General features: G+C 33.7%; 17 protein-coding genes and 1 pseudogene. 3 read left to right on the top strand and 15 right to left on the bottom strand.

The genetic code is table 11. From position 1 onward, the window contains the following. Positions 1-91: 91 nt before the first annotated feature. Entirely contained in the window at positions 92-1,246 is a 1,155-nt protein-coding gene (locus AC3WVZ_RS09980) for a CgeB family protein (RefSeq protein ID WP_000420428.1), read from the bottom strand. Between the two features lie 34 nt (positions 1,247-1,280). Beyond that, the gene (locus AC3WVZ_RS09975) at positions 1,281-2,501 is read right to left on the bottom strand and encodes a glycosyltransferase (RefSeq protein ID WP_000526219.1); all 1,221 of its coding nucleotides are present in this window, start codon (positions 2,499-2,501) and stop codon (positions 1,281-1,283) included. Positions 2,502-2,640: 139 nt separating this feature from the next. Between AC3WVZ_RS09975 and AC3WVZ_RS09970 the strand changes: the two are divergent. After that, a pseudogene (locus AC3WVZ_RS09970) lies at positions 2,641-3,404 on the top strand (DUF2711 domain-containing protein). Between the two features lie 68 nt (positions 3,405-3,472). On the opposite strand, the gene gnd reads toward AC3WVZ_RS09970, so the two are convergent. The 3 genes from gnd to gntK are packed head-to-tail and all read right to left on the bottom strand — an operon-like array spanning position 3,473 to position 7,290. Beyond that, positions 3,473-4,369, bottom strand: a complete 897-nt coding sequence (gnd, locus tag AC3WVZ_RS09965) for a phosphogluconate dehydrogenase (NAD(+)-dependent, decarboxylating) (protein ID WP_000765995.1) — start codon at positions 4,367-4,369, stop codon at positions 3,473-3,475. A gap of 18 nt (positions 4,370-4,387) precedes the next feature. Continuing rightward, complete coding sequence (locus tag AC3WVZ_RS09960) at positions 4,388-5,737, bottom strand: GntP family permease (protein ID WP_142408454.1); 1,350 nt, start codon at positions 5,735-5,737, stop codon at positions 4,388-4,390. Positions 5,738-5,751: 14 nt separating this feature from the next. Then, the gene (gene gntK / locus AC3WVZ_RS09955) at positions 5,752-7,290 is read right to left on the bottom strand and encodes a gluconokinase (RefSeq protein WP_000450003.1); all 1,539 of its coding nucleotides are present in this window, start codon (positions 7,288-7,290) and stop codon (positions 5,752-5,754) included. A gap of 559 nt (positions 7,291-7,849) precedes the next feature. Here gntK and AC3WVZ_RS09950 point away from each other — a divergent pair. Together AC3WVZ_RS09950 and AC3WVZ_RS09945 are read left to right on the top strand one after the other, a co-directional pair. Continuing rightward, positions 7,850-8,752, top strand: coding sequence for an ABC transporter permease subunit (locus AC3WVZ_RS09950; protein ID WP_000932683.1), 903 nt, complete (start codon positions 7,850-7,852; stop codon positions 8,750-8,752). Continuing rightward, positions 8,749-9,768, top strand: a complete 1,020-nt coding sequence (locus AC3WVZ_RS09945; RefSeq protein ID WP_000836565.1) for an ABC transporter permease — start codon at positions 8,749-8,751, stop codon at positions 9,766-9,768. Before AC3WVZ_RS09950 ends, AC3WVZ_RS09945 begins: the two co-directional genes overlap by 4 nt. Before the next feature lie 150 nt (positions 9,769-9,918). Here the strand turns inward: AC3WVZ_RS09945 and adhP are convergent, their stop codons facing one another. The 10 genes from adhP to AC3WVZ_RS09895 all read right to left on the bottom strand — a co-directional run bounded on the left by adhP (position 9,919) and on the right by AC3WVZ_RS09895 (position 18,709). Next, positions 9,919-10,956, bottom strand: coding sequence for an alcohol dehydrogenase AdhP (gene adhP, locus AC3WVZ_RS09940; protein WP_000649120.1), 1,038 nt, complete (start codon positions 10,954-10,956; stop codon positions 9,919-9,921). Positions 10,957-11,249: 293 nt separating this feature from the next. Beyond that, entirely contained in the window at positions 11,250-12,113 is an 864-nt protein-coding gene (locus AC3WVZ_RS09935) for a PhzF family phenazine biosynthesis protein (protein WP_000704350.1), read from the bottom strand. A 164-nt stretch (positions 12,114-12,277) separates the two neighbouring features. Continuing rightward, entirely contained in the window at positions 12,278-13,132 is an 855-nt protein-coding gene (locus AC3WVZ_RS09930; RefSeq protein ID WP_001119646.1) for a MurR/RpiR family transcriptional regulator, read from the bottom strand. Between the two features lie 204 nt (positions 13,133-13,336). Beyond that, on the bottom strand, positions 13,337-13,978 hold the full coding sequence (gene casR, locus AC3WVZ_RS09925; RefSeq protein WP_000694623.1) for a two-component system response regulator CasR: 642 nt from the start codon (positions 13,976-13,978) through the stop codon (positions 13,337-13,339). Between the two features lie 14 nt (positions 13,979-13,992). After that, on the bottom strand, positions 13,993-15,111 hold the full coding sequence (gene casK / locus AC3WVZ_RS09920; RefSeq protein WP_001008464.1) for a two-component system sensor histidine kinase CasK: 1,119 nt from the start codon (positions 15,109-15,111) through the stop codon (positions 13,993-13,995). Positions 15,112-15,269: 158 nt separating this feature from the next. Next, the gene (locus AC3WVZ_RS09915; RefSeq protein ID WP_000055427.1) at positions 15,270-16,163 is read right to left on the bottom strand and encodes a mechanosensitive ion channel family protein; all 894 of its coding nucleotides are present in this window, start codon (positions 16,161-16,163) and stop codon (positions 15,270-15,272) included. A 300-nt stretch (positions 16,164-16,463) separates the two neighbouring features. Further along, the gene (locus AC3WVZ_RS09910) at positions 16,464-16,901 is read right to left on the bottom strand and encodes an Hsp20/alpha crystallin family protein (protein ID WP_001245055.1); all 438 of its coding nucleotides are present in this window, start codon (positions 16,899-16,901) and stop codon (positions 16,464-16,466) included. Between the two features lie 336 nt (positions 16,902-17,237). Further along, the gene (locus AC3WVZ_RS09905; RefSeq protein ID WP_000816763.1) at positions 17,238-17,786 is read right to left on the bottom strand and encodes a cysteine hydrolase family protein; all 549 of its coding nucleotides are present in this window, start codon (positions 17,784-17,786) and stop codon (positions 17,238-17,240) included. Between the two features lie 114 nt (positions 17,787-17,900). Further along, positions 17,901-18,095: a hypothetical protein gene (locus AC3WVZ_RS09900; RefSeq protein ID WP_011110070.1), complete on the bottom strand. Its 195-nt coding sequence runs from the start codon at positions 18,093-18,095 to the stop codon at positions 17,901-17,903. Between the two features lie 125 nt (positions 18,096-18,220). After that, the gene (locus AC3WVZ_RS09895; RefSeq protein ID WP_000713496.1) at positions 18,221-18,709 is read right to left on the bottom strand and encodes a putative periplasmic lipoprotein; all 489 of its coding nucleotides are present in this window, start codon (positions 18,707-18,709) and stop codon (positions 18,221-18,223) included. Between the last annotated feature and the right edge of the window lie 225 nt (positions 18,710-18,934).

The following is an 18,934-nucleotide window of genomic DNA, read 5'->3' as shown; positions in this document are numbered from 1 at the left end:
TATACAAAACACAATATAAAGAGTTAACTTGTTTCATAAAATAGTATGATAAACAAAAAAGAACTCATACTTTCGTATGAGTTTTGTACAATTACTTTGTTTCATCTCTCATGCTCAATGTACCTAAACTTTCATTTGCTTCAAAATGATTATATGCTTTTTCCGCTAATCTTTTCCGTTCTTCTGGTAATTCTATATATTTCATTACGTTTTCAATTATTTTTTCGTACGGAGTAAACACAATTCCTGGCCACTCTACCTCATCTTCTGGATTACTATTTTCGGAAATAATAAATTTCTTATTTGCGACTGCATAAGACACGCGAGGTGTTTCAAGAATTCCTGATAAATAAAAATGAATATTTAATATAATTTTAGCTCTAGCAATCAATTCATTTCTAACAATTCCCCACGCATTATTTTTAAAAACTATATTTAAATTCGGGGCAATCGCTTTTAGATGATCAAAAATAGCTTGTCGCCTCGGATTAAGAGCACCTATAAACAGAATATCAATATCTTCAATAATTTCATCTTCAAACGCATCTTTTTTTATTTCCAAAGTTGGAGCATAGTTCATTTCTACATGTTTTATTTCTTTTCCTACCCCTTTTTGTTTAAGCCATTCTATATTTTGTTTACTATAATCCCAAATCACTCTATCTTTTAATAATATTAAATAAAGGGGGTGCGCATATGGACTTCCTTCGTATAGCTGTTCTAAATTATAAACAATTGCATCTTTCGGAAGAAGGTTCGGGTTATATGCATATGTATGTGCTCCAAAAACAACTGTATTCTTTACATTTTCCAGTATTGTTTCTGATATAATTACTGTATTTCCCTCCTGCTCCAACCTCCACTTTAAAGCTCGCGCAATATCTATGAAACTACCGTATGTCTTTGGGCATATAAAAAGACAATAATCATATTCTTTATTCAAATAAACTTCCATTAATCTTAAATTATTTTTATATAGATCTACATCCGGATGTTTAAGTACCAACTCATTTGCATGTTTTCTTGCTACTTTATATAATCCAGCATAATAAGCAGCGATGCATCTTCTTAATTCGATTCTTTCCCGGTCCTCATCTAATACATCCATGTTTAAAAGAAGATTTGCGATACAATACGCTTTTAAATGATCACGATCATAATAATAGTCTAGTAGTGGCATCAATTCTTCATACGTATTTCCATGCACCGATTCTCCTAGTTCAATCGCCCATCGTATTAATTCCATGATTACTCCACTACTCCTTTAATCGAAAATGTATTTAATAAAATTTCGCATTATTCTCTACTATATTTGCTATATGAAATGGAATCTTTTCTTTTATCGATTCCAAATACTTTTGCGACACCGCCCCTAAATGTTTTTTATGAGGTATATAGAAAGCACTAATAGAAATTTCATAGTCAAATAAGTAATCATACACATGATAATCTACAAATAGTAGATCATCCTTTGGAAAAGGAATTTCCTTCCCTTGCAGAGCATACATCAAAGCAATATTGTTTTGAGATCGTAATCGATACAACCTTGCAAGTTGGTATAATGGTTCAGCCCGGGTTGGTCTATATTCCCAAGCTTTTTGAAAATAAAAAACAGCTAACGCTAAATATTGCTCTTCTTGCCCTTTAACAGTTTCTTTTTCATCAGCATCTGTCACTTCATTTTGTTTATTTGCTGAACGATTTGCTAACTGCTCATAACAAAATCCTATTCGCAATAACGAATAGAATACCTCTTCAACCCATCCTCCTGCTTCCACACGTTTTTTATACCATTTAATTGAATTCTCAAATTGACTTAAATGAAAATAAGTCTGAGCTAAATAAAATAAATATCTTATATGCAAATCTGGCGTTGTTTCTGGGTCGTTTATTCCCTGTAACAACAACCTCTCATCTCTTTCAAATTTATCAGCTTTGCTCCCGCCATCTCCGGGATCATTCACGACAAGAGTCTCTAACCGAGCTACCCTCGTATTGTAATTCGCTCCAACTTTTGAACGATCTATATCCCAATACTCATGAGTAACACCGACAGATTTCCATGGTAAAGAAGCTTTTAAAAGACGTGTAAGCCAATATTTAATATGAACATCATATTGTAATGTAAGATAATGATCTTCCGTTAAGCTCGTTTTATCGAAATTCGGATCAACCTCTAAAATCATATCCGCATCTAATATTAATAAATAATCTGCTTCTGGGTATGTTTTTTGCGCTAACGAAACAGCTAAGCTTCTGTTATAACCAAAGTTTTTAAACGGCTCATGATGAACCGTCCCAGGTATCTCATTTTCCTTACACCAATTTTCAATAATTTCAGGCGTATTATCCGTCGATCCAGTATCACAAATAGAAACAAAGTCTACAATTGATTTTGTTGCATTTAAACATCTTTCCATAATTCTAGACTCATTTTTAACGATCATACAAAGACATAACTTTTTTTCTTCCTTTACAGACTTCACTTGCTCATTTCCCATTTAACCACCTCATATTTTATTAACACGCTCTTCTCATATGTAACAACATTTCTTAGCTATACTGATGACATAAGCACCCTTTTACTATTTATGAAAACTTCATTTTATTTATTCTTACTTTTATGTTGGGACATATTTCATGCTTCGCTTTATATTTGATACAATCAATACAAAAAACATAATACGGGAATCCGTACATTTCAAAGTCTAAGAGGAGGTTATATTTTGTTGGATTACATTTGGCTAGATGACAAATCACCAATTTTAGAACAACTACCAAGAAACTTTAAATCTGCAGATATATTGCTACATCCTTTTATTCAAATGCCTTTAGAATGGGAAAAGTCTGTGAGAAAAAGACCATATGAGCACATCTATCCTAGCGCTGAAGAAATCATTTATAATGGGAAATCCGTTTCTTGGAAGGAAATGATGTCTTGTAGTGGATTACATTCATACGCAGACCTAGCAATGGCCATGTTGACTTCCATTAGTGCCCTTTCAGAAGAATATAAAAGAGAGGATTTAGCTGAAAAGCTACATTCAAACTTAAAAAAAGATCTTTATTATCCAACAGAAGATTATACGTCTATATTTTTATTACACAAATTACTTAAACTCCTCGGTTCTAAAGGTGCAAAAAATCTATATTTCTCTGAACCAATTCTTGATACAAACGGATTATTACAGGTAAATAATACTACTCCATTAGATATTTGGGACATTAGCAATAATGAGTTAATTATTACTGGCGAAGATAATGAGTATGCGTTTATGAGTATATAAGATTCCTTTACAACCTTATTATTAGCTAAAGAAGAAAATATAGAATATATTGTTCATTCAATGAACGTCGAAGCTATCATTTGTGACAAAAAAACGATGATTGATTGGTATTTTTAAATTAGTAATTTCTTAAACTATAAAAAAGAAACTTGCGCTTATACACAAGTTTCTTTTTAAAAACATCCTTATTTTTTCACAACTTCATGTCCACCGAACTGATTACGTAATGCTGAAACTACTTTTCCATGGAATGTATCATCTTCCTGAGAACGATAGCGCATAAATAATGACATAGCGATAACTGGTGCTGCAGCTTGAAGTTCAAGTGCAGTTTCAACAGTCCATTTTCCTTCTCCTGAAGAGTTCATTACACCTTTAATGCCATCTAGTTTCGGATCTTCTGCAAATGCTTTTTCAGTTAAGTCCATTAACCAACCACGGATAACTGATCCGTTAGCCCATACTTTTGCAACATCTTCATAATTGAAATCAAAGTCACTCTTATCTAGTACTTCAAATCCTTCAGCGATTGCTTGCATCATGCCGTACTCAATACCGTTATGAACCATTTTCAAGAAATGACCACTACCAACACGGCCAGCATAAGAATAGCCATTTTCTACTGCTAAATCTTTAAATAAAGGTTCTAATTGGTCGTAAATTTCTTTTTCTCCACCAACCATTAAGCAAGCACCGTATCTAGCTCCTTCTACACCGCCTGATGTACCGATATCTACATAATGTAATCCGAAGCTTTTTGCTTCTTCAGCACGGCGTAACGTATCTTTATAGAATGAATTTCCGCCTTCAATAACGATATCACCTTCATCTAATAATGGATATACATCTTTTAGTACTGACTCTACAACTTCTCCTGCAGGCACCATTACCCAAATTGTACGAGGAGCTTCTAGTTCAGCAATCATTTCTTTTAAGGTATGACGTGCAGTAATTCCTAGTTTTCCTGCCTTTTCAACAAGCTCTTTATTTACATCGTATACAACTACTTCATGCTTGTCTTCATATAAGTGTTCAGCTAATGGAAATCCCATTTTTCCTAATCCAATTAAACCTAGTTTCATATTAATCAATCTCCTATTCTATACAAATATATTTAATATCGAAATTAGCCCAAGTGCTACTACAGATAATATAGTCTCCATTGCAGTCCATGTTAATAATGTTTCTTTCACAGTCATTCCGAAATACTCTTTAATCATCCAAAATCCTGAATCATTCACGTGTGATAAAATTAATGACCCTGCACCAGTTGCAAGTGCTAATAATTCAACATTTACACCTGGTGTGCTTGCTGCAATCGGCGCAACAATACCAGCTGCTGTCATCATAGAAACAGTTGCCGATCCAGTTGCAATTCGGATTAGTGCCGCAATTCCCCACCCTAATAATATCGGTGAAACATGTGATTCTTTCGCCATATCTGCAATTGTCGTTCCAATTCCAGAATCTAATAATACTTTATTAAATGCGCCGCCTGCACCAATCACTAACAATATGTTTGCAATAGGTCCAAGGCAATCATTTGTAAATTGTAACACTTTATCTTTTGAGAAACCTTTTGCATATCCAAGACTAAAGAAAGAGTAAATGGTTGCAATTAATAAAGCCACAATCGGATCTCCAATAAAGTGTAATACTTGTGCTAGTTGACTCGTTTTATTTAATGCAACTTCTGCTATTGATGCACCAAGCATAAGAAATACTGGAAGTAAAATTGTAAACAATGTATTCCAAAAGCTAGGAAGCTCTTTTTTATTATCTTTTTCAACAAATTGCTCCGCTATATCTAATGGTACTTCCTTATGTATACGAGCACCAATCCATTTCCCGTAAAGTGGACCTGAAATAATTGCAGTTGGAAGTCCGACAATTAACGCATATAAAATTGTCTTCCCTACATCTGCTTTAAAAATACCAACTGCCGCCATTGCCGCTGGATGCGGTGGAACAAGTCCGTGTACGACTGACAGTCCTGCTACTAGCGGAATACCAATTGTAATAAGTGATACCCCAGTTTCTAACGCAATTGTAAATACTAACGGAATTAATAGTACAAATCCAACTTGGAAAAATACCGGAATCCCTACTAAAAATGCAACGAACATCATCGCCCAGTGAACTCGTTTCTTCCCAAAACGATTAATTAATGTGTTAGCGATACGTTCAGCACCACCAGATTCGGCCATCATTTTTCCAAGCATCGTTCCTAGTGCTAAAACTATTGCTAAAAACCCTAATGTATTACCAAGCCCTAGTTTAATAGAATCAATAATCCCTGGATCTTTTGGTGAAGTTCCAATTAAAGGCATTCCCATTGCTAATCCTACACCAATTGCTGTTAAAATTAATGCGACAAATGGATGCCATTTTACTACCGTAATAAGTAAAAGTAGTATGACAACTGCCGCTAGTACGATCCCAACTACCATTTCTCCCAATCCCCCTATTGTTTACGTTGGAAAGCAGCTATACAATCAAATTCTTCTTTCAAGCGATTGTAAAGTCGTTCATACATATAAAACATTTCTAAATATATAGCCGTATTTTCTTTATTCGGTACATGGTGATGGACAATATCAATCCAATCCTTTACCTCTTCAAGAGAATCAATTTTTCCTACAGCATATAAAGCAACTGCCGCTGCCCCAAGCGCAGATGCTTCATGACTTTCAGGTACAAGCAATTCTTTTCCCATCATATCGGACAACATTTGTCTCCAAAATGCAGATTTTGCAAACCCTCCTGAAACTCGTATTTCAGTAAGTGGCCCTGTACAATCCCTGATTGCGAGTGCTACTGAATATACACTCATACAAACACCTTCCATCACTGCACGTATAAAATGTTCTCGCTTATGTTGAAGATTGATTCCAAAGAATGTACCACGAGCATTTGCATTCCAGTAAGGTGCGCGTTCTCCAGATAAGAAAGGTAAGAACAATAGCCCATCCGCTCCAGCTGGTACGCTTTCTGCATATTTAATTAATAAATCATAAGGATCAATGCCGAGCTTTCTTGCTACTTCTTGCTCTGGACTACCAAATTCATCACGTAACCATCTCAGTAATATTCCGCCGTTATTCGTTGGACCACCGATTACCCAGTGCTCATCTGTTAATGCATAACAAAACGTTCTCCCTTTCTCATCTGTATTTATATTTGATGAGATTGTTCGAACCGCACCACTCGTTCCAATCGTAATTGCAGCCGCACCCGGTGATATCGCACCAACTCCTACATTTGCAAGAACCCCATCACTTGCTCCGATGACAATTGGTGTTTCTGCACTTATCCCCATCTTCTGTGCTAACTCTGGCTTCATACCTGATAAAATATATGTAGTTGGTACAGGGGTTGATAATTTTTCTGATGACATATGTAACATAGTTAAAACATCTTCATCCCAGTTTAATGTTTCTAAATTAAATAACCCTGTAGCAGAAGCAATCGAATAATCAACTACGTAGCGTGAAAATAATTGGTAAATCACATACTCTTTAATGGAAATGAATTTATAGGCACTTGTATATAACTCTGGTTCCTCTTCTTTCATCCATAACAATTTAGAAAGTGGTGACATCGGATGAATCGGTGTACCTGTACGTCTATAAATTTCATGCCCATTCATTTGTTGTAATAATTTTTCTGATTGCTTCGTACTTCGATTATCTGCCCAAATGATAGAACGCGTTAATGGCGCACCATTTTCATCTACTGCAATTAATGCGTGCATAGCTGTACTAATACCGATTGAAGAAATATCTTCTGGTAATACATTACCTTTTTCAATGGCAACGCTTACACTTTTGTATACAGCGGCACATATTACATCAGGATCTTGCTCAGCCCATCCTACATTCGGTTGAATAATTGGGTAATCGATTGCATGTGATGCAATGACTTTTCCTTTTTCTGTGAACACAACCGTTTTTGTACTTGTGGTACCGATATCAATCCCGATTACTCTCCCCCTTGTTTCCATGCGAATCTTCCCTTCATTACTAGCAAAATACGATTTAGTAAACCGTTTACATGAATTAGTATATAAAATATTTTTTCATTTATCAAGTTATAAAAAGAAATTTTTTTCATACCAAAAATAAATCCCCTCATTCCATTTCACTTATATACTAAATTTAGCTTTTCCATGCGGTAAAATTACGTTATATTCGTTACGCAATACACTCTTTCCTCTCATTAACAACACATACATAATCCTCCATACGTTCTACTTATTTGCTTGAAGAAAAAGTTGAAAAGCAATATTCATTTTTAGCGGTCACGTAACATCACCATCAAGCCAAGAAAAGTAACTAACCGCAGAATGAGAATTCTGTGCATTTTACTCATATTTATTGTTTTAGGTTCACTAGTCTTTTATCTTGATAAACATAGAGCGTGGCCCCCTACTATCACTTTTTTATCTTGTAAATATATCTTGCATACTATAAAACCGAAAAGTATTTTTATTTTTCAGAAAAATAAAAACAACAACACGAAATTTATTGTATAATGTTGTAAAAAGATGTCGGAGGGATTTAATGTTAAATAAAATATCTCAATTCACAATTAAGCTTTCATCAATTCTTTTATCACTCTTACTATTATTAAATTTACCTTATTTATTTATCACTCAACAAGGATTTACCTTTCAACCAATTTATTTTTTTAATCAGACCGTTACTATGTTAAAACAGGTTTTTTCCCCTGAATCATTAGTGATTATAGGATCAGACCCGAAGTTTGGCCATTTCAAAAAAACACCATTATTTCCAACTGTTTTAGAACCTTACCTATATTCATTTACTATATTATTTTTAGCCTTTTTTCTTGCTCTCTTTTTATCATCTAGCATGGCATTTTTTTATTTTTTAGCAAAAGATTATATAAAAAAATGGATAAACCGAATTGTGTTCATATTAGAAGCTGTCCCTGATATGATGATGATGATCTGTTTGCAAATATTTTTCATATGGGTACTTCAGAAATTTGGGGAATCTCCTGTCACTATTATTTCCTTTAATGAAAATCGAGCTTATTTACTCCCTATTTTATCATTAGCTGTCTTACCTACATTACAAATGTTTCGGATGATGGTGTTATACATAAAAGAAGAGCAAGGAAAACATTACGTAGAGGTTGCATATGGAAAAGGCCTTTCATCAAGTTATATACTATGCATTCATTTATTCAAAAATATATCTATCCACTTCTTCCACCATTTAAAAACGATTTTTGTTTTCTTACTTTCTAATTTATTCATTTTAGAATTTGTTTTTAATATGGAAGGCATTATTCAATTTTTATTTAATAAGGCGTTTGTTTCACCTCCAGCTGCATTTATCATACTTGTTATGATTATTTTACCATTTTATGCTATTTTCCAAATAGTCTCATTCATGATGAATAGGTGGAAAAAGCAATTGAAAGGAGTATCATTATGAAATCTATTTGGAAATCAAAACGCTTTTTAATCGGCTTTACTTATCTATTCATACTTATTTCAGCTAGTTTTATTTATAGTTGGTTCTTTAAAGATAACATCCCAAAACCTCCTCAGTTACTTTACAATGACAATAACGAATTACTTGGAAAGGCCCCCTTTCCGCCATCGTTAATTCCACCTTTTGGATCTGATCGTTTTGGAGAGTCTGTTTTCTTACAAATTGTAGAAGGAGCAAAATTCACTATTTTATTAGCCATGGCAATTAGCTTCTTTCGAATTTTATGCGGAACATGTATAGGAATCCTCTTAAGTTTATTTGCTCCAAAACTCAAGAGATTTTTCCAGTCATGCTCAGAAGTTTTTTATTACATTCCAACTCTATTTATCGCATTCATACTCATCACGCCCGTTAATATTATAATCACATCAAATGCTGATGGGGTAGATCCAAATATTTCATTTACGTTTTATCAAGTACTCGTACTTATTTTCGTCGCTCTGCCTACACTTTCTTTATACATATCCTCAGAGGTTGATGAATTTATGAAACAAGATTACATCTTAAGTTCACAATTACTGGGGGCTAGTCGTTTTCATATTATAAAAAAACACTTACGAGTCTTATTACTTGACCGCTTATTTGTATTATTTATGGAACATATCGTCCAAACACTCATACTCGTTATCCATTTAGCGTTGCTTAACATTGTAATTGGCGGCATACAAATGCGTGAACTCTATGACGGAGTGCTCAAACCTGTTTCTCTATCTAATGATTGGGCAGGTCTTATTGGATTAAATCGTAATGAAATGAATCTTTCATGGTGGATTATTTTTTATACTCTCGCTTCATTCTTTATTACGATTCTATTTATTAAGCTTATGACCATCGGGATTCAAGATGCACTGAAAGCAAGAGATTCGCAAATTGTAGCAATTCAAAACGTTCCAGATCATAAAAAATTTGTTAAACATAAAGATTCCTTTTCGTTTGCAAATAAAGTAAACCTTTAATCATTTCTCATTAATGAAGTATTAATTGGCATCGATATTAGTAGAAAATAAAGAAGATGATCCCTATTAAATACAGGGATCATCTTCTTATGCTGTCTAACTTTTTTACATGTCCTTTGCTAGACTCATGTTTTTTATATTTAAAGTGAATTATTTGCAATCACAATTATGTTTTTTAAAATCAATTACCATACGCCCTTGAATTCTACCTTGTTCCATTTCTTCGAATACATTTTGTACTTTATCTAGCGAACAAGTTTGAACAACCGGCACTACTTTTCCTTCTGCCCCAAACATAAACGCCTCTTCCAAATCTTTACGAGTACCAACTAGAGAACCAACTACTTCAATTCCATCCAGTACAAGTCGTGGGATGTTTAAGTCCATTGTTTCTACTGGTAGCCCTACTGCAACTACTTTACCGCAAGCACGTACTGCATCAACTGCTGAGTTAAAGGCTACTTTAGAGACTGCTGTTACTACCGCAGCATAAGCGCCACCAAACTTCTCTTGCACAATTTTATCAGCAGGACCTTGAGAAATTGGATTGATAGTCATATCAGCACCAACTTCTTTCGCTAAGGCTAATTTATCGTCATTAATGTCTACTGCGATTACCTTTGCACCAAATACATTTTTAGCATATTGGATAGCTAAGTTACCTAATCCACCGCAGCCATAGATTACAATAGGTTGACTAGGTTTAATATCTGATACTTTAATAGCTTTATATGTAGTTACACCAGCACAAGTAATTGATGATGCTTGAGCAGGATCTAATCCTTCTGGTACTTTTACCGCATAATCAGCTGTAACGATACATTGTTCAGCCATACCACCATCCACTGAATAACCAGCGTTTTTAACTTCACGGCAAAATGTTTCTCTACCAGTTACGCAATATTCACAACGTCCACAAGATTGGAACATCCATGCAATACTTACACGGTCACCTATCTTTAGTGAAGTAACATCATCAGCTATTTTCGTAACAATACCTACACCCTCATGACCAAGAATACGGCCATCAGTGTTACCAAAATCATGATTCGCAACGTGTAAATCAGTGTGGCAAACTCCACAATACTCTACATCTACTAACGCTTCACCTGAGTGTAACGGACGTAATTCTTTTTCAATCACTTCGATGTTTGCTTTGCTGTTTTTATTAACCACTACTGCTTTCATATGTGATCTCCCCTTTAGTGTTTTAGCATTTTAATGAGTTTATCTCACAACTACTTTCTTCACTACTTTGGCTAGTTATTGTACCAAATTTAAGTGTTCAATCATCATTACATCTTCATCATAACATGACACTTCATAAACAATTTGTGAAATTATGAACAATATTTGAATTATTACATAAATCGATCTTTATTTTAAATTTTTAAAAATGAGAGTTTATCACTGACTATAAGTAAGTCATACATTTCTAAAAGAAAATAAAGTAACAAACTTCTCATCGATAAAAAAGCTCTTCACTCAATATTTTCTATATTTAAACACTTAGTTTCACAGTAATAGCCTTTGCCACCAACATAAACTTTTTCTATTTTATTCTTGCTATTGGTTGCTAATTTAACTAATATTTCGGAAGGCGAGTGTAAAGAATAACCTTGTTCAAATACATAGACTTCTTTTTGCAAATAGTGCTGTTCATAAAGATAGCAAGCTAATGCACCGTTTGAAGTTCCAGTCGCTGCTTCTTCATTAATGTCGTATAGTGGAGCAAAATTTCTGCATATAATTCGATTGTCATTAAAAGTATATAAATGCATCCCGACAACATTATAATACTTGCTGATTTCTTTAATTTTTTCAAAATTAGGTTGCAGTGCATGTAATTGTATTTCGCTTTTTATAGGAATTAAAATATCTTTTAAGCCAGTGGAGACAATTTGAATTGGGTATTTATTGTCTATATCTTTACTATCAAAACAGTCGATGAACTCGTTTGGAGATACAACATCATAGAATCTCGGTTTATTTTGTTCCATGAATATGATGTCATCTTTTATAGTGATAGTAAGAACACCGCTGTTCGTTTCAATCGTATAGCGATTCCTGAAAAGTTTATTTAAATACATCAGTATCGCGAAAGAGCCAATTGTGGCATGACCACATAAATCAACTTCTTCTTTTGGAGTAAAATACTCAAATTTATAATCAGCAATTTCAGATTCTGATATAAATGCGGTTTCCGCATAACCCAGTTGTTTGGCTATTTCGATTTTTTGAGTAGTGGTCAATGTATTTGTATTCTCAATAAATACCACTCCTGCTTTATTTCCGCCTTTATGCTCCTTGCTAAATGCACTTGCAACATAAACAGATATTTTCATAAGACATCTTCCTCACTTATAGTAAATTATAGTATAGAAAGCACTACATATAAATTCCATTGGATAAATTATCCCTAAAATAAGAAACAAACTATTTTTAGCATTTGAACTCTCCAAAAATAGTTTGTCTACAGTCTGAAAGCTCTTCATTTGAAGAGCTTTTTTTATATTCGCTTCATCGAAATCGTTTCACGTATACTTTGTAAATTTTTTAGAGTTTCCTCTTGTCGCTGCAACGACAACCCTACATACAAAGTATCTAATAAGCTTAACTGTGCTAATCGTGATGAACTTGCTTCTGTGCGGAATTCAGTCTCACGTGTTGATGTATATAACGTTATATCAGCAAGTTGACTTAATGCTGATTTCTTATAGCTCGTAATCGCAATAATTTTGGCTCCTCTTGCTTTCGCTACTTCTAACGCTTCAAGTAATCCTTTATTGCTACCAGAATGAGAAATACCAATAACAACTGAATTTTCTGAGAGTAAACCTGCTCCCATAATTTGAAAATGCGAATCAGTATGAGCGATACAAGAAATACCCGTTCTCATAAACTTATGATACGCATCCATTGCAATAATACCAGAGCCACCATTTCCATAAAACTCAATTCGACTTGCTTCTTGTAAGGCTCGTACAGCCTGCTCAAGTGCCGTTTCATTAAGCAAATGTAAAGTATCTTGCAGTCCTGTAATATGCGAATGAAAAACTTTTTTAGCAACAGTTACCATACTATCTTCTGCTGATACCTCTTCATGAATATTTTGCATCGGTGTATGTACAATTTCACGAGCTAATGTAATCTTTAAATCTTGAAAACCTTGCAAACCAAGGTTTTTACATAAGCGGAATATCGTAGCTTCGGAACTATTCGTAACTTCAGCTAATTCTGTAATAGATTTATGTACAACATCTTGTGGATGTTTCAAAATATGTTCGGCAATACTTCGCAATTTCGGTGATAAACCATTTAACGAAGCCTGAATCTTTCCAATCCCACTTCTTGTACCAGGCATAGCATATCCTCCCCTTCCATCGTAGCTTTATCCTGTAAAAACCGATTAGTTAAACTAATCATCAGTGGGGATGGTCCCCCACTGATTAGAGTTTCACTTTATTGTACCTAATTATCGAAAGAAGAAAAACCTATATTAGGGATTACTATAAATTTTAATTGCTCCTATGTATTCTGTCATACGATATAACAGAATTATTCATGCTTATGAATAATTCTCTCCATGTTTCACTGCGTATAATGCGGCTTGCGTACGATCATCCACTTCCAATTTAGCTAAAACGTTTGAAACGTGTGTTTTCACAGTTTGTTCTGTAATATGAAGTTCTGCTGCAATCTCCTTGTTGCTTCTTCCTTTCGCAATTTCGCGAAGTACCTCTTGCTCTCTTTTCGTTAACATTGAAAAAGGATTTTCTACTTCCTTCTTTACTGCAGAACGCCCCATTAATGCAGGTGTTACTTTCGGGTGAAAATTCGCATTTCCTTGATGTACTGCAATAATAGAAGCGACAAGTTGCTCAGGTTGTACTTCTTTTAATTGATAACCATCTGCTCCAGCTTCAAGTGCTGGTATAACATAATCTTGCTCTGAAAAACTACTTAATATAAGTACCTTTATTGTCTCATCATATTGCTTTAGACGTTTTGTTGCCTCAATTCCATCCATTTTCGGCATCGATACATCCATTAGTACGACATCTGGTCTTTCTTTTTGCATGAAATGTAATGCCTCTTCGCCATTTTCCGCTTCCCCAATAATTTCAAATTCTTCTCTCGTTTTCAAAAAGAATACAAGTCCTCTTCGAACGATATGATGGTCCTCAACTAGTAGCAGTTTAATCTTCAACCTTATTCTCCCCTTCAAATCGGCAATTGAATTTCTATTTTTGTACCCTTTTTCAACTCTGTTATAATTTGAAACGACCCCTTCATTAACTGAATACGTTCCTTCATACTTTTCAGGCCAAGTGCTGATTCCCTTACTTGTTCTTGTATAAATCCTATTCCATTGTCTTCTATGTAAAAATGTAACTGGTTATTTTCTATTTTCAAAAGAATATGTACCTTTTCACACGAAGCATGCTTTTTACAATTATGTAGCGCCTCTTGGCTAATACGCCATAAAACTTCTTCTATTTCATCCCCAATTGAAACCATCCCATCAATTCGAACTTCCACTTGAACTCCTAATAACTTCCCGTAATTTTGAATTGCTTCTGCTAATCCTTTCTCCAATCCTTCAGGTCTTAATTGCCAAATTAATAGCCTCATCTCTTGTAATGCTTCTTGTGATAATTCCCCAATATAACTTAACATCTCTTGCAATTCTCTATCTTGCGTCATATTCAGAGTACCTTTCGCTGTTAGCATAATAGAAAATAACAATTGTTTTACTGAATCATGTAAATCACGTGCAAGTCGATTTCTTTCCGCTACCACTACATATTTACGTTCTTTCTCAACTAATTGAATACGTTGTATTGTCGTTCCAATTTGAAATGCAATTGATTCTAATAACGCTAACTCTTCCTCAGAAAAATGAGTCTTATGAGGTGCAGCCACATTTAGTAGACCAAATTTTTCTGATCCAGACCTAAGCGGAATTGTCGCATGATGTGTAACATCTTCTGTCTCTCCCCAATTACATTCAATTGCATCTTCTATTCGCTTACATTCAATAATATTAGTCGCTTTTTCCAATCTCCCATTCACAAAACGTTCTACACACCAACAGTTTCCTTCACACATCGGCTTCTTCTTTTGCCACGTAAGAGCCTCTGGTAAATTTTCGTCTACAAGCATGCTGTGCTTTCCACTTTCATCAATAAAGAATATCCACCCTGTTTGTAAATTCATTACTTGTAACAATGTATGCAACACTTTTTCTAACATATCCTGTAAGTTTGTTGCTTCATTTAATAATTCAGCAATTTCTTTTAATGCTTCTAAACGACGCATCTCTTTTTCTTCAAAGTTCATTCTCATCACCAACTACAATTATAACATTAAGAAATTTCTAAATTCTATAAATAAAAAAAGAACCGAATTCCTTCAGCCCTTTCTTTATATCAATCATTTTATTATTGTTATTCTATCCAATGTTGGAAGCAGAATTTTTGTTAACAAACGATTCTACTTTAGCTGTCCGATAAAGATTGTCCACCATGGATATGCTGTAAACCTTCAGTAGTAACAACCATATTCGCTGCTGGCATTTGCACTTGATTCTTATGGAACATAGACATTAATTCAAATCTTACTTGTCTAGAAGTTTCAAAATAATCTTCTGGCTTTATTAAACCTGTAATACAAAATTCATAGCCAACATATTTCAAGTTAGGATTTAAGTCTGTAACACCGACGTATTTAAATGGTTCAACAGCCTCATCCTCTACTCTATAAAGAGTTTGATTCAATTCTTCATTGCATATAACACATACTTCTTCTAACAATTCCTTCACTCTTGTTGGATCTTCCTGATAACTTACCGTGATGCGTTCAATTACACGCATCCATCCTTTATTAAAATTTTGTATCGTTCTAATCTCTCCGTGCGGGATGGTAAGTAGTTTTCCTGACCATTCACGAATTTGCATAAAACGAATACTAATCTCTTCAATAGTTCCTGAATTTGTTCCGTTAAAAGTTACAAAATCACCAACCCGAAACTCTTTGTCCGCTAATCTTGCAAAGCCTAATATAACATCTTTTAGCATCTGTTGTGCAGCAAAACCGATGACAACTCCAGCTATCCCTGCACCTGCAATAATACTTTTTATATCTACAAATTGGCTAATTAAATATATGATAAGACTGATGATAATGATATATCTAAAAATAGATCGAATTACACTTTGAATCGTCTGCTCTACCTCTTCATCAAAAAAGCTTGATTTCCTAAAAAACCAATCAATAATACGGTTTATTACAAAAGAAATAATGATTAAAACTAAAGCAAATAGTAAAAATCTTAAAAGTAAAAACTCTCTTACATAATTAAAAAATTCTTCAGTATACGTTAATAAGCTCATTTAACCACTTCCTTACTAATTAAAAAATTCATAATCGCCTAAGTTTGTTCCAGAAAAATCTATTATCCTAATCTAAAATGCCACTATCCTTACTATGTATTTTGACTCTATTACTAATTCACCTTAAACAGTATGTCTAGGTGTTCTTTTTCCTTTCCCTTTAAATATACCCTTTTTAATAACCTAAGGGGGAGCGAATCGTGAAATTTTTTTATACGTTAAAACTTTATTCATCTCATTACGATTTCAACTCATTTATTCATTAACTACGTAAAAAAAGAGCTGAATTTATCAGCTCTTTTATTCAATATTAATTGTTGTCTTACTACTTTTTTCTTCTTTCAATTTTGGCAATTCAATTGTCAGTACGCCATCTTTATAATTTGCTTTAACATTTTCTTCCTCAACTTGTTTAAAATTAAAGCGTCGAGTTACAGAACCTATAGAACGTTCTTTACGAATATATGTGCCATTCTCATTTTTTTCGTCTACTTCATTATGATTCGTTGCTTGGATCGTTAATATATCTTGTTCAAAATCAACTTGAATGTTTTCTTTTTGAAAACCTGGTAAATCTGCTTTCACAGTATATTTACCAGATTGCTCATGAACATCTACTTTAAAAGTATCCATGTTCAGTGGCTTAAAGAAAGCATCTGTCATCCCTTCTAATAAAGAAGGCCCAAAATCAAAAATGCCATTTTGACGTTTTGTTATCTCTGGAAATAAATTACGCATATTTTTTCCTCCTTATTATTTATGAATGAAAGATTATCTCTTTCTGCCTTTATTATAACATTTGGTCAAAAAAGGTCAAAGTTTTTGTTTGACCTTTTTTGATGTATATTTTACCAAATAAAACAAATAAGTTATATGTCATCTCTCCCCTTATAAAGAGGAATATATTTACATAATAACGAATAGTTTATTTGCTCTTATTTTTTCTTACGGAGGTTACATACAATGGGATATATTGAAGAACTTAGAAAAGTTGTCGGATCAAGACCACTCTGCTGTAGCTGTTTTCAATGAACATGGACAAATAAAAGAGACCTTTTTTAAAGGCCTCTTTTTTCACTTCACTTCTGCATGTAAGCATGACTTAAAATGTCCAAGTGCATATTCATGCCCTTGTGCATTAAAAGATGCAACCGCCTTTTCATAAACAACAATTTTAAACCCTTTATTATAAGCATCTACTGCTGTATGAAGAACACAAATATCAGTACAAACACCTACAAGATGAACTTCTTCTATTCCTCTTTCTCTTAGCTTCATCTCTAAATCCGTTCCAGCAAACGCACTGTATCGCGTTTTGTCCATATAATATACATTCTCTGCATTTTTATATGTTTCGTACACATCTTGTAATTCACCAAACAAATCTCTTCCACTTGTACCAGCTATATTATGAGGTGGGAATAACTTTGATTCTGGATGATATACATCATTTTCTTCATGTTTATCAATAGCAAAGACAACGTAATCTCCATTTTCAATATATTGCTTCGTTATATGTACAATTTCCTTCTCAATTTCCTGTCCTGGTTTCCCGCAAGTTAAAGCACCCTTTTCCGCTACAAAATCATATGTATAATCAATATTAATAAGAGCTCGTTTCATAACCACTATCTCTCCTTCTTCTGTTTCACAGTAAACAATAGAAAATTTGTTATTACGACATCGTATGTACTATTCGACATTTCAAATGAAATACCTACATTTTTCTTCTGAAACTTACCTTAGTCCGAGTTTATCATATAATAGATAAACAATGGTAAAACAAATAGCTCCTATTAACAAGTCATGAATTTGATAATTGAGCGTTATTTGCATAAACTCTTGTATCGTAAACCAAATTATTGCCATCATTAGGCTAATCAAAATGATACGAATACACCGATTCACGTATTCAACCTCTTTCTCTGTCATAGTAGTAACAAGTGATTACTTCCTATTTAATCGTATTAGAAAATGAAATAAGTTATTCACTCTTGCCCACTTTAGTCCAAACAAAAAAGCACACTACTTTTTGAGTAATGTACTTTTTATTCTTATTAAGACGCAGGTTTTGTCTCAAATGTTGCTTGATTAAAACTAATAACCTTTCCTTTCGGGTCATTGTTTTCATACTGAACTGCAGTAATTGTATGACTACCTGTTTCCAGCGTTTTTTCTTTTAACTGCACTGTTGTCTGCGTTGTACTAGTTACTTGATGTTTATCTGTATACATTTGATCTACAAATACGAATGTTTCTTTATCACTTTGAAAATTAGAAAGTTCTAATTCAACTTGCTGAATTAATGTATCCTTTTTGATGAATACAGTCGGTATATTGCCGTTTTCAGAAGTACCATCTGGAGTAATAACTTTTACTTTCCCTTCTCCAATTGACATTGCTCCTTCAGGAAATACAACCATATTCTCATCACTTGCGTTTACAACTTGTTCTTCCTGTTTTGATTGCGCGTCCTCTTTTTCCTGTGGAGCACCGCAACCAACTAATAACAATACAGACAATCCAGTGATTATGAATTTTTTCAAAATTCATCCCCCCTGTAACTTCATTATAATTTATTATACAAAAATAACTTTTAAATTTTGAGCCTACTTTCAACACTTTCATGAACAAATAGAATCTTGCTCACGATTAATGTATCATACTTTCCTTAATAGAACATTAATTTTTTTTATGAAATAAATAGTAATTTCCTCTTATCTATCATTTTAGCCCAACATATGAATTACATACCCTCAAAAATAAAAAGA

The organism is Bacillus sp. CPT56D-587-MTF (genome assembly GCF_058792335.1).
This window is presented reverse-complemented; position numbering and strand designations above follow the sequence as displayed.